Genomic DNA, 13,848 nt, shown 5'->3' with positions numbered 1-13,848 from the left:
CCTGCAATAGCAGTCTGCCAAAAAGGTTAATATTGGTCTATCCCGTGGTTGGAAAAACTTTGTCTCCAATTTGGACAAAATATGTCGAGAATGTGGCGTAAATGCATAAAAACCACAATTTGTGCGCTGGATAGTGAGGTCGCAAACAATATGAAGTGGTGATGTCTAGGGCCTTACCACTTGATTTGTTTACCAGCAGACATGGAAAAAACCTCGTGATCGTCGCCTCTTTTCCAGGCATATCCGTCTTTTGTCTCCAAAACCGTGTATCCGGTCCAACCGGTTTGCTCCCACCAACTCTCATATTGGTTAGTCTCGGAATTGACCCGCCACCGTCCGACATCCGGGCGGCGGTTTTGCTGAAGATATACTGTTTGGCCATCTTCAGAGAAGAATTGCGTGTAGGCCTCTCCAGACCATGCTCCCTTGATTGTATTGCCTCGCAAATGCAGGTCGATCTCTGCGGCAGTAAGTGGTTGGGCCGTGTCGTCTGATGACGCTGAGGTGGACAAATACAACCCTAGAGCAAGGGCGGTCAGGCTGAATTTGATGACTTGAGACGCAGCCATCAAGACGCTCCTTTCGGTTGGATCAAGCACGCCCGAAAGTCATTGACGTTGGTCAGGGTCGGGCCGGGAACCACCTGATCTCCGAGACTTGCAAAAAAACCATGTGCATCATTTTCAAACAGTGCCAGTTGCGCATCAACAGTTTTCGATTTGGCCTTTGCCAGCGTGTCAGGACCTATGAGAGCTCCGGCGACCTCTGCAGCACCGTCCACACCATCTGTGTCACAGGCAATTGCATCAATGCCATCCGCTCCTTGCAACGCAAGTGCCATCGCCAAAGCATATTCTGCATTCGGCCCACCGACGCCCTGGCCGCGCCGCGTGACCGTCAATTCACCACCTGACAACAGCAAGATCGGAGCATCTGAGTGCGTCAAACCATTTTGAATGTCCAATGCCAACGCGGCATGGTGCTGTGCTACATCGCGCGCTTCACCTTCCAGTGCGTCACCCAAGTTTCGTACTTCAAATCCGTTCGCGCGAGCGATTTCGGCCGCCGCTTCAAGAGATTGTGCGGGTGCCGCGTAAATCACGTTTTCAACGCGACTGAGATGCGGGTCGTCGGGTGCCAGGGGCGCGCCTCCTGCCGCCAGAAACTGCGCAATCGAGGCAGGGGGCGTGACGTTCCAGCGCTCAAGCAATGACAGCGCACGCTTCGCATCGCCGGTGTCCCCCACTGTGGGCCCACTTGCGATGTCACCTGGATTGTCGCCCGGAACATCCGATATCATCAACGCTAGCATGCGTGCAGGATACGCCGCGGCAGCCAGCTTGCCGCCCTTGACCGCAGATATCTGTTTGCGAATACCGTTTATGTCTCCAATCGGCGCCCCGGACGCCAAGAGGTCATCTGTCAAAGCCTGTTTTTCCGCAAGTGAAATGTCGGCCGCTGGAGCGGTCAAGAGCGCAGATCCACCGCCCGATATCAGAGCGAGAACCATGTCGTCTTCGCCGCACTCCGCCAACAGCTCCAACATGCGTTTGGTCGCCATCTCGCCCGCGGCATCAGGGACAGGATGAGCCGCTTCGACGATCTCAATGCCTTTGCAGGGGCGCGCATAGCCATAGCGCGTGATAACCAATCCTTCGCAAGACCCATACACATCTTCGACCGCTTCGGCCATGCGCGCGCTGGCTTTTCCCGCACCAACGACAATCAAACGCCCCTCTGGTTTGGGCGGCAAATGTGCTGCCAAACTTTGCATCGGGTCCGCCACTTCAACGGCGCGGTCAAAAAGGGTACGTAGGAACAGCGCGGGGTCTTGCATTTTGAACTCCGGACAAGGTCGCGGCACACTATTGCGATTTATGTTAGCGCTGCAACTCAATCTCCACGCCTTGGCAAACTTGACAAAGGACAGGCCACACGCGACAGACGCGGCCATGGTGATGACCTTTCTTCAGGTGGGATTGGGCGGGGCCATTGGCTCTATGCTGCGCTTTGGCGTTGGTATGGCTGTTGTTCGGTCAACAGGTGCCAGCTTTCCATTGGCCATCCTGCCGGTTAACGTGATTGGGTCCTTCCTCATGGGTCTTGTTGTGGTCTACACGTTTCAACGCGACCTGACAGCTCTGAACCCTTTTCTGATGACAGGTATCCTTGGCGGTTTCACAACCTTCTCGGCATTTTCTCTAGAGGCTTTTACACTCTATGAGCGCGGTGAGATTGGCCAGGCCGCAGTCTATGTCGCGTTGTCAGTGGTGCTGTCGATCCTTGGGCTTGCCATGGGCGTTTGGCTGGCAAGGTCACTTTGGGCATGACTAAGGTTCAAACCCTAACCGTTGCAGAAGGCGAAGGTGATCAGCGACTGGATCGGTGGTTTCGGCGGCGATTCCCGCATGTCTCGCAAGGGCGGATTGAAAAGATGTGCCGCAAAGGAGAGTTGCGCGTTGATGGTGGGCGCGCCAAGGCCAACACGCGGGTTGAAGAAGGTCAGCAGGTGCGTGTGCCGCCCTTACCAGACCCCGCACAGTCCACACCTGCGCGGCCAAAAGTATCAGACCGCGACGCGGAGATGATTCGCAATACTGTGATTTACAGGGACGACCACATTCTGGCGTTGAACAAACCTCCGGGCCTACCCGTGCAGGGTGGAAGCAAACTGACACGCCACGTGGATGAAATGTCAGATGCCCTCCGCTTTGAACTGGATGAGACCCCGAGGCTTGTTCACCGGCTCGACAAGGATACATCCGGCGTTTTGCTTATGGCCCGAAGCCGTGCCGTCGCCGCCCGACTGACGGCAGCATTCCGAGATCGCGACACGCGCAAGATTTACTGGGCGGTGGTCGCCGGGGTGCCAGTCCCTCGCATGGGCACCATCCGTTTCGGGTTGGTCAAAGCACCGGGCCACGGGTCCAAAGGTGAAGGCGAAAAGATGTTGTGCCTGCACCCGCGTGATATTGACCAAACACCCGGCGCCAAACCCGCGACGACAGATTACGCTGTGGTCGAAAATGCGGGCACGCGTACGTCCTGGATGGCTTTGGTGCCCATTACCGGACGCACACATCAACTTCGCGCGCATATGGCCGAGATCGGGCATCCGATTGTGGGGGATGGCAAATATGGCGGCTCAGGTCAGGAAAACCTGGGCGATGGGTGGGGCGCGCAACTCGGTGGTGATATCAGCCGCAAATTGCATCTGCATGCCCGGTCGCTCAGCCTGAAACACCCTGTCACCGGAGCACAGCTCTCCCTTACAGCTCCATTGCCGGACCATATGGCGCGAACATGGGAGACGTTTCAGTGGCGGCCTCAGGATGCAGCGGCAGATCCGTTTGAGGACCTGTCATGACAGATCCGTTGCGCCTTGTGATTTTTGACGTCGACGGCACGCTGGTCGACAGCCAGGGCGATATTGTGGCTGCCATGACAGTCGCCTTCCAAGACGTGGACCAACCCGTTCCTGATCGCGCGACGATCCTATCGATTGTCGGTCTCTCGCTTGATCATGCGATGGCCCGGCTTGCTGCGGACCGTTCCGCAGCAACTCAGGCACGAATGGTCGAGGGATACAAAAATGCGTATGTCAACTTGCGCGCAAAGACAGGGGCCGCAGACTCATCTCCGCTTTACCCAGGCGCGCGAGAAGCGCTTGAGTTTTTCAAGCGGCAGGACAATCTTCTTCTTGGTGTAGCCACTGGTAAGTCCCGACGTGGTCTGGATAAATTACTGGAGGCACATGATTTAGAACATATGTTTGTCACCCAGCAAGTCAGCGATCATCACCCCTCTAAACCACATCCATCAATGATAGAAACGGCGCTTGCGGAAACGGGTGTAGAGACGCAAAACGCCGTAATGGTTGGAGATACAAGCTACGACATGGACATGGCGCTAGCCGCGCATGTTAGCGCGATTGGTGTTGGCTGGGGATATCATGACGTAAGCTTGCTAAGCTCAGCGAACCGGATTGTCTCAACTTTCGCTGAGCTGCCAGACGCGGTAGCAGGCGCTTGGAAGGCGACGGCGGCATGAGCGAATGGAAAGCCAAACGGTTTTGGAAAACGGTCAATGTCGTACCAAGCGGCACGGGCTATGGAATCCGCTTGGATGATCGTCCTGTCAGAACCCCTGCAAAATCAGAACTGATCGTCCCATCTGAGGCGCTGGCACAGGCGATTGCACTGGAATGGGACGATCAGGGTGAGATAGTGAACCCGCTTTCGATGCCGATGACACGGTCTGCCAATGCGGCGATTGACAAAGTAACGGCGCAACATGCCGAGGTTGCGGACCTTGTGGCGGCCTATGGCGACGCGGATCTTCTGTGCTATCGCGCAGACGGCCCGGCCTCTTTGGTCAAACGCCAGGCTGAGACCTGGGATCCGCTTCTTGATTGGGCCGCGGACAGATTCGGCGCAAGGCTCTTACCGGTGTCAGGTGTTATGCACAGTCCGCAAAACCCAAAGGCATTGATGGTGCTGACGCAGAACGTTCGGGAAATGGACGCATTTACGTTAACGGCGTTCCATGACCTTGTCGGATTATCTGGGTCGTTGGTGATCGGGTTTGCAGCACTCTACAACTATGCCGATCCGGTGGTGCTTTGGGGTTGGTCAAGAGTTGATGAAACCTGGCAGGAAGAGCAATGGGGCGTGGATGAGGAAGCTCGCGAGCTTGCGGAGCATAAGCTTGGAGAGTTTGAACACGCCAAAAGATTTCACGATCTCGCGATTAAATAACATGCGGATTCGCTAAACATTGGTTTCCTCAGCGGAAACAACAGAAAAAGTGGCATTTTTTTGTCACCAAAACCCTTGACCTTGACGGGTGAATCCACACAAACTCCCGGGCACTGACATGGGGAAATGACCCTTCACAGTATCGCCCGGTCCGGGAGGACCGATTGAACCGCCCTAGAGAGGGCGGGCATATCAGGAAGAGGTAAACATGAAAAAATCCGTAATCTTCGGCGCGCTGACTGTTGCTGGCATGGCCGCAGCTGCAAGCGTCGCCTCTGCAGGTACGCTTGACGACGTGAAAGCACGCGGCAAGCTGAACTGCGGCGTAACAACCGGTCTGGTCGGCTTTGCTGCACCTGACGCAAACGGTAACTGGGACGGCTTCGATGTCGGCGTTTGCCGCGCGGTCGCAGCGGCTGTTCTGGGGGATCCGGCGGCAGTGGAATTCGTTCCCACCACAGGTAAGACACGCTTCACAGCGCTGGCTTCCGGTGAGATCGACATGCTGGCACGGAACACCACCTGGACCTTCAGCCGCGACGTTGACCTGAAGTTTGAATTCGTCGGTGTGAACTACTACGACGGTCAAGGCTTCATGGTTCCCAAAGATCTCGGCGTTTCTTCGGCCAAAGATCTGGACGGTGCGACCGTCTGTATCCAGACCGGTACAACAACAGAACTGAACCTAGCGGATTTCTTCCGCTCCAACGGTATCAGCTACGAGCCGGTTCCGATTGAGACAAATGCCGAAGCGCAGCAGCAGTACCTTGCAGGTGCATGCGACGTTTACACAACTGACGCGTCCGGCCTGGCCGCGACACGTGCTGCGTTTGAAGATCCTGCAGGCCACGTGCTTCTGCCAGAGATCGTCTCCAAAGAGCCACTTGGCCCACTTGTTCGCCACGGCGACAATGAATGGGGTGACGTTGTTCGCTGGACTCTGAACGCTCTTATCACCGCAGAAGAGCTGGGTGTCACAAGTGCCAACGTCGGTGAATTGGCTGGCGCTGCTGGCGACAATCCGGAAGTCAACCGTCTGCTCGGCACCGAAGGCAACCTGGGCGAAATGCTCGGCCTTGACGCCGACTGGGCTGTGAAAGCTCTGGCCGGTGGCAACTACGGTGAGATTTTTGAGAAGAATATCGGTGAAAACACACCGGTCGGTTTGGCTCGCGGCCTGAACGCCCAGTGGACCGAAGGCGGCCTGCTCTACTCGCCGCCCTTCCGCTAAAATCACTACTTCAAAGGGCGCGGTCACTCCGCGCCCTTTGTCTATGAAAAGCAACGATCGGCCCACCGCGCAAAAGCGCATCAAACAATCCGGGCCGGCAAGGGGACACCTCAGATGACAACCATGACCGACCCTCCTCAGGAGTCGTTTAGACTGTCTATGTTGCTGAACGATACGCGCTATCGTTCCTACACCTTTCAGTTTATCGCCCTGATCGCTCTGATTTCTCTGATTGCCTATCTCGGTTCCAATCTGGTTCAGAACCTGCGCGCTGCCGGTTTGAACATTTCCTATGAGTTTCTTGGGGAACCCGCAGGCTATGACATCAACCAGCGACTGATTGAGTACGACAGTCAAAGCTCACATTGGCGCGCCTCGATTGTGGGCATTCTCAACACGCTTCTTGTGGCCTTTCTGGCTTGTGTGACCGCAACAATCCTGGGGGTCGCAGCCGGTGTTCTTCGGTTGTCGAACAACTGGCTTGTGCGCAAACTCATGGCGATCTACGTCGAAGCGTTTCGCAACGTGCCTGTGCTTATCTGGATCATCATCATCTTTACGGTCATGACAGCTGTTCTTCCTTCACCAAGGGCATTCCGTGGCGAAGACGCGACCAGCTCAATGCTCTTGGATTCTTTGGCCTTTACAAGCCAAGGTGTCTTTGTGCCGGGTCTGGTGTTTGGAACAGGTGGCCTCTTGGTTGTCTTGACACTTCTGGCTTCGATCGCTGGCATGGTTTTCTACGGGAAATACCGCACCAAGAAGCTTTATGACGAAGGTAAGGAGCTTCCCGGTTGGGTTGGCTGGGCGATTTTGATTGTTCCGACCATCCTCGTGTATCAGGCGTTTTCTTTGACCGCTGGTCAGGTGGAAAACCGGATCATTGTTCCTTCAGAGATCGCAGCTGCGGATGTATCGCTGGAGCAATTTGGCGAACGTCTTGTCACCGATAAAACAAATATCAACTACTGTGTTGTTACTGACTCCACAGCGTCAGCCCTGGGCAAGAAAATGCTCCTTGGTCTTCCAGCGATGGAATTGACAAACCCCGATGCAGTCAAAATGAAAAGCACGCGGTTCTTCTCTATGGATGACGCGAAAACCGCGTTTGCTGCCGGAAGCTGCAACATGCTGGTTGTGCCTGCTTCAGAAGCAGCCAACTTTGCATCTTCTGTCGAAACCGGCGCCGTCGCTCTTGCTACAAATGTAAAGGACAATGCTCCTATCGCCTTTGACACGCCCTACCTCGCGAATTTCCGGTTTACCGATGGCATTACGGTTCGCGGTTCATTGATCGCCTTGTGGTTTGCTCTGGCCATCTACACCGGCGCGTTTATAGCCGAAAACGTGCGTGCAGGGATTCAGGCGATTTCCAAGGGTCAGACCGAGGCCGCCGCCTCATTGGGTTTGCGCCCCGGGCGCATCATGAACCTCGTGGTCCTGCCTCAGGCGCTGCGGGTGATTATCCCGCCGCTGATTTCGCAGTATCTCAACATCACCAAGAACAGTTCCCTGGCGATTGCCGTGGGTTATATGGACATCACTGGCACGCTTGGAGGCATCACTCTGAACCAGACGGGCCGCGCTATTGAGTGTGTCCTCCTACTCATGCTGTTCTATCTCGTCATTTCATTATCCATTTCGGGCGTCATGAACATCTACAATAACGCCGTGAAGCTGAAGGAGCGCTGATATGTCAGATACAACATCCCAGCGAACAGAGGCGTTCGTACGTACCGACATGCTTCCGGAACAGGCTCCTCCTGCGACACAAACGGGCATTATCAAGTGGGGGCGCGAAAACCTGTTTTCAGGTGTTGCCAATTCTGCCCTGACCGTTTTTGCGTTCATCGCGATTTACTTCATCCTGATGTCTTCAATGCCCTGGATATTGAACGGGGTCTGGAATGCGTCGTCTATTCGTGAGTGTCGCGAATTGCTTGAAGGTGCGACAGGCGGCTGTTTTGCCGTCCTGACGGAACGCTGGAATCAGCTTTTGTTTGGGTTCAAGTATCCAAACGACGAATACTGGCGCCCGACACTGGCATTTGCGTTGCTGTTTATCGCAGTCGCGCCGGTCATGTTTTACAAGTACCTGCCCAGCAAAATGCTACTGTTTACGGGGCTCTATCCCTTTATCGCCTTCTGGCTGATTTGGGGTGGGCCAGTCTTGGCACCGATCTTTGGTTTGCTTGGCTTTGTGGCCGGCTATCTCGTATGGTCAAGGTTCGTGGCAAACTCATTCGCCGTCGGATTCTTTGGCGCGATTGCTGCTGCTCTGGTCACATGGTGGGTTGGTGGCATAATCACCAATTCGGTGTCAGCTGGCGATACGCTCTTGTCGGCGGTACCTTCTCGGGACATGGGTGGCTTTATGCTCAACCTGATCCTCGGCACGGTCTGTGTGTCACTGTCTTTGCCCTTGGGCATCGCGTTGGCTTTGGGCCGCCAATCAGACATGCCGATCATCAAATGGATCTGCGTGGTCTTTATTGAGTTCGTTCGAGGTGTTCCACTAATCACATTGCTCTTTGTCGCAAACGTGGTTTTGGCTTACTTCTTGCCACCAGGCACGACCTTTGACTTGATCTTGAGGGTGATCATCATGATCACGATGTTCTCTTCGGCCTATATTGCCGAGGTGATCCGAGGCGCACTTGCCGCTCTGCCACGGGGTCAGTACGAAGCCGCTGACAGCCTTGGTCTTGATTATCCGCAAGCGATGCGACTGATCATCCTGCCGCAGGCTCTCAAGATCTCGATCCCAGGGATCGTGAACGTGGCCGTCGGCCTATTTAAAGACACTGTGCTTGTGTCGGTCATCTCCATGTTCGACCTTCTCGGCATGATCCGGGGTCCGATCCTGGCCTCAACCGAGTGGAATGGCGTTTACTGGGAGCTTTTCGGCTTTGCCTCGCTCCTCTTCTTCGTCGTCTGCTACGGCATTTCTCAATACTCGCAATGGCTCGAACGTGAGCTTGCGACAGATCATCGTTAAAAGGAGGGTTCCCAATGGCGGAAGCCGCTCAAATGCAAGTCAGCGACGAAGTCGCGATCCAGATCGAAAACATGAACAAATGGTACGGGTCATTCCACGTTCTGCGGGACATTGACCTGACAGTTTACCGCGGTGAACGCATCGTGATTGCCGGGCCTTCTGGGTCCGGTAAGTCAACGCTCATCCGGTGCATCAACGCATTGGAAGAGCACCAGCAGGGTAAAATTGTTGTCGATGGCACGCTGCTTAGCTCGGATATCAAGAATATCGATACGATCCGCTCAGAGGTTGGTATGGTGTTTCAACACTTCAACCTCTTCCCGCATCTGACAATTCTTGAGAACCTGACACTCGCTCCGATCTGGGTGCGCAAAACGCCCAAGAAAGAAGCCGAAGAAGTGGCGATGCACTATCTGAGCAAGGTGAAGATCCCGGAGCAGGCCGACAAATATCCCGGCCAGTTGTCAGGCGGTCAGCAACAGCGTGTGGCCATTGCCCGCTCGCTCTGCATGAAGCCTAGGATCATGCTCTTTGACGAACCCACTTCGGCGCTCGACCCAGAAATGATCAAAGAGGTGCTCGACACGATGGTCGAGTTGGCCGAGGAAGGCATGACCATGCTCTGCGTCACTCACGAGATGGGCTTTGCCCGCCAGGTGGCGAACCGCGTGATCTTTATGGACCAAGGCCAGATCGTGGAACAGAACGAGCCAGAAGAGTTCTTCAACAATCCCAAGTCTGAACGGACCAAACTATTCCTGAGCCAGATACTCGGGCACTGATCTGAGCCAAACCAACGAAAGGCCCTGTATTGAGAAATACGGGGTCTTTTTTGTGCTTTAGGGCGCGACCAGAAGATCGCAGGGCGGACGCCTTACCAGAGAAGAAGTGAACCCGCCAAGAACATAGCGCCCAATATTTGACCGCGTGTAAGCACCAATCGCCAGCAGATCGTAATCGCCTTTTTCCATCAGGTCGTGAACTGCGTCACTGGCACTGGTCTCTACGAAAACAGGCGCTGGCAAGTTGGGCGGCAAATCGGACAGAGCTTTCCACGTGGCGTAGTCCCGTTCTGCTTCTTGGCGGAATGACACCTCATGCGCATGGAACAACGTCCATTTTGCGTTTGGTGCGATCTGGTACGCCTTTCTAAGAGCGCCTGCACAGATTGAGGACAGGTCGACCCCGCCTAAAACATGCGCGTAGTCTTGTTCCGCATCCCTAACCACTAACAACACTGGAAGGCGACTGGACCGCACCAGGTGTTCCATCGTGGTTTCCCGAATTTGATCCATGAACACACGTCTGCGATGGATGCCAACCACCAGAAGATCAGCGTCAGAGTTCTGTACAATCGCATTGATCTCTTCGATCGGATCGCCAATCAAGACGGATATCTTGTGATCAAGAATGCGCCCCTTCGCATCATCTTTCACCTGCTCAGACAATTCTGTTTCAGCGTCTTGCTTGACCTTGGCGGCGGTTTCTGTGGGCATGGCACCATCGACCACATGCACAATCTGCAGCCTCGCACCGAGACTTGCCGCCAAGGTGACGCTTCGCGTCAGGGCTGCTCTGGATCGGTTCGATAGATCACTCGCGACGATGATGCTTTTCACGTCTGCTCCCCCTCAACTTGGATAGTCCAATGCATCTAACTTTTAGGTGGGTATGAGGCAGCGTCAGACAAGACCTTGCGACCAAAGGTCCAATAGAAAGAGAATTCTCAGGTTATTGCATAGCGGGCATGGCACAGATGCGCTAAACCCAAACGCGTTGCCGGGCTTGTAGCGTTTGTACGCGGTGACGTATTTCCTTTGAAATAGAGCCCTTGCGCGGCGCATCTCGCAGCGTGTCCACCAGGTAGTCCGGTCGTTCGCCTCGCTGTCTGTTCCACGAAAGCGCAGCAAGAACTGCTCGGCCTTTTTCCGGTAGTCTGTCTGGGATTTCAAACCCATTCAACGTCGCCCAAACCCCGGACCAAAGACGCCCCACCGTCCATGGGTTGTAGCCGCCGCCGCCCAGAACGAGAAGACGCGGGGCCATCGGCACTAGAGATTTCACCAGATTGCAATGGCTATTGTTGGATAGATTGAGCCGCGCAAGCGGGTCTTCGGCGACGGCGTCGGCCCCGCATTGCAACACAATCGCCTCAGGACGAATTGCCTGAATGGCAGGCAGGATGACGCTATCTGCGATCAGCTGAAATTCATCATCATGGGTGCCTTTGGGCAGAGGAAGGTTGATCGCCTGAGCACCTGCCTGATCTTCCAATTCACCCGTGAAGGGCCAGCGGCGCTCTTCATGGGTTGAGATCATCAAAACGCGCGTTTCCCCATGAAATGCAGCCGCCACGCCATCGCAGTGATGCGCGTCAATATCCACGTAGGCCACGCGTGTGAGGCCCTGAGCGAGGAATGACTCAATCGCCAGAACCGGATCGTTGAGATAGCAAAACCCTGCCGCATGGTCGGCCATTCCGTGATGCGTGCCACCGCCGGGGTTGTAGACAATACCACAATTGACCAGAAGTTCGGTTGCAAGCAAAGACCCACCTGCCGCAGTAGCAGGACGGCGATAGATTTCCGGGTAGACCGGGTTGCTGAGCGTTCCGATTTTATGCCTGTCTCGGGTCTCATCCGAAACGACGCCCAAAGCTTCAGCGTCTATCAGCGCTTCGATATACTCAGGCGTGTGAAACGCAGTCAGCGCCGCTGGTTTGGCCATAGGGCTCACGCGGTATTGCGACTTTGGCAGCCAATCCATGGCGCGGCAAAGGTCGATCACAGTTGGCACGCGCGGGATGCTCAGCGGATGTTTCTCACCATAGCTGGACCCGCGGTAAATCTCTGAACCGATAAAAAGAGGCTGGGGCAGAGACATGTCAGGCTACTCGCCTAAAAGTTCCCGTGGGATGACAAAGGCCTCGACCTCCCCTCGACCCGGTCGAAGGTCGTGCCAATGCGGGACGTCGAACCGTGCAACCAGCGTGGCACAGGTTGGGTAGTCATCAAACCTTGGATGATCGGGCGGCGTGGCAACAAGATCATGAGCAAACCAGGCGATGCCGGGGTTGTGGCCGAGCATGAGAACCGTGTCGCCTGTGGCTGTGGCCAGTGCTGCGCGCATGTCATGCGCCCCGGCGTGGTAGAGTCGATCAAGGTAGTTTACGTCACACTCCACCCCAAGAGCTTCAAAGGTTTCTCGCGTCCGAGTCGCGGTTGAAACCAGAGCCTGATCAATAGTCACATTCTTGGCGCGCAACCAATCTCCGAGCGCCTTTGCCGATCTTTGGCCGCGCGCGTTCAAAGGTCGGGCATGATCCCCATCCACCGGATTGCTCCAGCTTGACTTGGCATGGCGCATCAGAACCAGCCGCTTCATTTGAACGCTCGCATGTGAAAGGCGGATTGTTCTTCCACCCGGCCATAGCTTTGGCTCACAGGACAGGCACGCCGCACAGCGCACCCTTGGGTCATGCAAGTATTGGCGGGTCTGTCCAGATCGGCTTTGCAGGCGGCGACATCGTAACCTTCACCGGCAAAGGCATCGACCGGGCAGGCCATAATGCATGGCTTTGGCTCACAAGATATACAAGGCGATGGTCCGGGGCGTGGTGTCTCGATGTTTTGAGTAAATCCCAACGCCCCGCGATAAGACACCATCAAACCCGCCACATCATGCACCAGTAGTCCGACAGGCGAGATATGCGCCCTGCCACTGTCTTGTGCCCATTGAATGAACGGCTGATAGGGCGGGCCGCCGAAAGGGAAGAAGGCTTGCGCTCCGAGCGCATCTGCGAGTTTTCCGATCACGCGCGCAGACCAACGATCCAAAGGATCTGCACCACCGTCCTTATATTCCTCAGACGCGGTGAAATGCGGCCAAAAGCCCGGTTCGAGCGGTCCCAGCAAAACCAGCGTTTCAAGGTCTTTCGGCAGGTTATCCGAAACTGTCCCAAAGACAGTCAACTGTGCTTTAACCGCCAGTTCTTCGATATGTTCCAGTCTCATTTGCGTTGAAACGGCAAGCCCAGAGACCAGCCCAGTTTGGAAGGCCGGTCATCCTGCCATTCAAGACCAATGGTCATGTCGTCATGCCCCTTTTCAGGTTGCGCAATGTAAGTACCAAACATCTGGTCCCAGATCGACAAGGCAAATCCATAGTTGCTGTCATGCTCATGGCGTTGATCAGAGTGATGCACCCTGTGCATGTCCGGTGTTACCAGAACGCGCCGCACAATCGCATCAAGCCAAAGCGGCAGCTTGATATTGGCATGATTGAACATCGCCGTGCCGTTCAGAACGATCTCAAAAATGATGATGCCGACGGTGGGTGGTCCAAGCAGATATACCAATCCGATCTTCAAAAGCATTGAAAGCGCGATTTCCACCGGGTGGAACCGAATGGCGGTGGTGACGTCAATATCGCGGTCCGCATGGTGCACACGGTGAAACCGCCAGAGAATGGGGATCTTGTGCGTGATCAGGTGCTGCGCCCAAATGGCAAAGTCAAAAATCAGGACGGTGATGATGACAGCCAGCCAAAGCGGCAGATTCAAAGCATTCATCAGGCCCCAACCCTGGCTTTGTGCATCAATGGCGGCCCCCACAGCAAGAAGTGGCAAGGCCAGCGCCAGCAGGCGGAGGGTCAATGAGTCGATCACGATAATCGCCCAGTTGGTGATCCAGCGCGTCCCGCGTGGTTGTGTGCGCACACGACGCGGCATCCAAGCCTCGATCAAGGCGAAGATTGCAAATAGGCCTAAAAACACGGTCAGGCGGACGATAGCTTCGGTTTCCATGAGGTAGACGTTAAGCGAAACTTGGGCCGGGGCAAGCGCCGTGGCTTCACAAAGACGC

15 protein-coding genes are annotated in these 13,848 nt (G+C 55.3%); 8 read left to right on the top strand and 7 right to left on the bottom strand.

Features of this window, described 5'->3' with window-relative positions; translation table 11 throughout:
- Positions 1 to 173: 173 nt before the first annotated feature.
- Entirely contained in the window at positions 174 to 569 is a 396-nt protein-coding gene (locus tag RZ517_RS02060; RefSeq protein WP_338549837.1) for a hypothetical protein, read from the bottom strand.
- Positions 569 to 1,837, bottom strand: a complete 1,269-nt coding sequence (locus RZ517_RS02055) for a glycerate kinase type-2 family protein (protein ID WP_338549836.1) — start codon at positions 1,835 to 1,837, stop codon at positions 569 to 571. Before RZ517_RS02055 ends, RZ517_RS02060 begins: the two co-directional genes overlap by 1 nt.
- A gap of 115 nt (positions 1,838 to 1,952) precedes the next feature.
- Between RZ517_RS02055 and crcB the strand changes: the two genes are divergently transcribed.
- The 8 genes from crcB to RZ517_RS02015 all read left to right on the top strand — a co-directional run bounded on the left by crcB (position 1,953) and on the right by RZ517_RS02015 (position 9,768).
- A complete protein-coding gene (crcB, locus tag RZ517_RS02050) occupies positions 1,953 to 2,330 on the top strand; it encodes a fluoride efflux transporter CrcB (protein WP_338549835.1) in 378 nt (125 codons plus the stop codon).
- Complete coding sequence (locus RZ517_RS02045; protein ID WP_338549834.1) at positions 2,327 to 3,367, top strand: RluA family pseudouridine synthase; 1,041 nt, start codon at positions 2,327 to 2,329, stop codon at positions 3,365 to 3,367. The genes crcB and RZ517_RS02045 overlap by 4 nt, the downstream gene beginning before the upstream one ends.
- Positions 3,364 to 4,050, top strand: a complete 687-nt coding sequence (locus RZ517_RS02040) for an HAD-IA family hydrolase (RefSeq protein ID WP_338549833.1) — start codon at positions 3,364 to 3,366, stop codon at positions 4,048 to 4,050. The genes RZ517_RS02045 and RZ517_RS02040 overlap by 4 nt, the downstream gene beginning before the upstream one ends.
- The gene (locus tag RZ517_RS02035; RefSeq protein WP_338549832.1) at positions 4,047 to 4,757 is read left to right on the top strand and encodes an ATP12 family chaperone protein; all 711 of its coding nucleotides are present in this window, start codon (positions 4,047 to 4,049) and stop codon (positions 4,755 to 4,757) included. Before RZ517_RS02040 ends, RZ517_RS02035 begins: the two co-directional genes overlap by 4 nt.
- A 208-nt stretch (positions 4,758 to 4,965) precedes the next feature.
- Positions 4,966 to 5,988, top strand: coding sequence for an amino acid ABC transporter substrate-binding protein (locus tag RZ517_RS02030; protein ID WP_317056229.1), 1,023 nt, complete (start codon positions 4,966 to 4,968; stop codon positions 5,986 to 5,988).
- 114 nt (positions 5,989 to 6,102) lie between these two features.
- Positions 6,103 to 7,680, top strand: a complete 1,578-nt coding sequence (locus tag RZ517_RS02025) for an amino acid ABC transporter permease (protein WP_338549831.1) — start codon at positions 6,103 to 6,105, stop codon at positions 7,678 to 7,680.
- Between the two features lies 1 nt (position 7,681).
- On the top strand, positions 7,682 to 8,986 hold the full coding sequence (locus RZ517_RS02020) for an amino acid ABC transporter permease (RefSeq protein WP_338549830.1): 1,305 nt from the start codon (positions 7,682 to 7,684) through the stop codon (positions 8,984 to 8,986).
- 14 nt (positions 8,987 to 9,000) lie between these two features.
- The gene (locus RZ517_RS02015) at positions 9,001 to 9,768 is read left to right on the top strand and encodes an amino acid ABC transporter ATP-binding protein (protein ID WP_338549829.1); all 768 of its coding nucleotides are present in this window, start codon (positions 9,001 to 9,003) and stop codon (positions 9,766 to 9,768) included.
- Between the two features lie 57 nt (positions 9,769 to 9,825).
- On the opposite strand, the gene RZ517_RS02010 is transcribed toward RZ517_RS02015, so the two are convergent.
- The 5 genes from RZ517_RS02010 to RZ517_RS01990 all read right to left on the bottom strand — a co-directional run bounded on the left by RZ517_RS02010 (position 9,826) and on the right by RZ517_RS01990 (position 13,790).
- On the bottom strand, positions 9,826 to 10,605 hold the full coding sequence (locus RZ517_RS02010; RefSeq protein ID WP_338549828.1) for a universal stress protein: 780 nt from the start codon (positions 10,603 to 10,605) through the stop codon (positions 9,826 to 9,828).
- Positions 10,606 to 10,747: 142 nt separating this feature from the next.
- Positions 10,748 to 11,863 carry an acetoin utilization protein AcuC gene (locus RZ517_RS02005; protein WP_422395590.1) on the bottom strand — a complete coding sequence of 372 codons (1,116 nt, stop codon included), beginning with the start codon at positions 11,861 to 11,863 and terminating at the stop codon, positions 10,748 to 10,750.
- A 12-nt stretch (positions 11,864 to 11,875) separates the two neighbouring features.
- A complete protein-coding gene (locus RZ517_RS02000; RefSeq protein WP_338549826.1) occupies positions 11,876 to 12,370 on the bottom strand; it encodes a SixA phosphatase family protein in 495 nt (164 codons plus the stop codon).
- Positions 12,367 to 12,999 (bottom strand): ferredoxin, encoded by a 633-nt coding sequence (locus RZ517_RS01995; RefSeq protein WP_338549825.1) that lies wholly within the window; start codon positions 12,997 to 12,999, stop codon positions 12,367 to 12,369. Before RZ517_RS01995 ends, RZ517_RS02000 begins: the two co-directional genes overlap by 4 nt.
- The gene (locus RZ517_RS01990) at positions 12,996 to 13,790 is read right to left on the bottom strand and encodes a sterol desaturase family protein (RefSeq protein WP_338549824.1); all 795 of its coding nucleotides are present in this window, start codon (positions 13,788 to 13,790) and stop codon (positions 12,996 to 12,998) included. The genes RZ517_RS01995 and RZ517_RS01990 overlap by 4 nt, the downstream gene beginning before the upstream one ends.
- Between the last annotated feature and the right edge of the window lie 58 nt (positions 13,791 to 13,848).

Source organism: Roseovarius sp. S88, assembly GCF_037023735.1.
Classification (GTDB): Bacteria; Pseudomonadota; Alphaproteobacteria; order Rhodobacterales; family Rhodobacteraceae; genus Roseovarius; species Roseovarius phycicola.
Note: the sequence above shows the minus strand (reverse complement) of the source record. Positions and strands in the feature narration are given on the sequence as shown.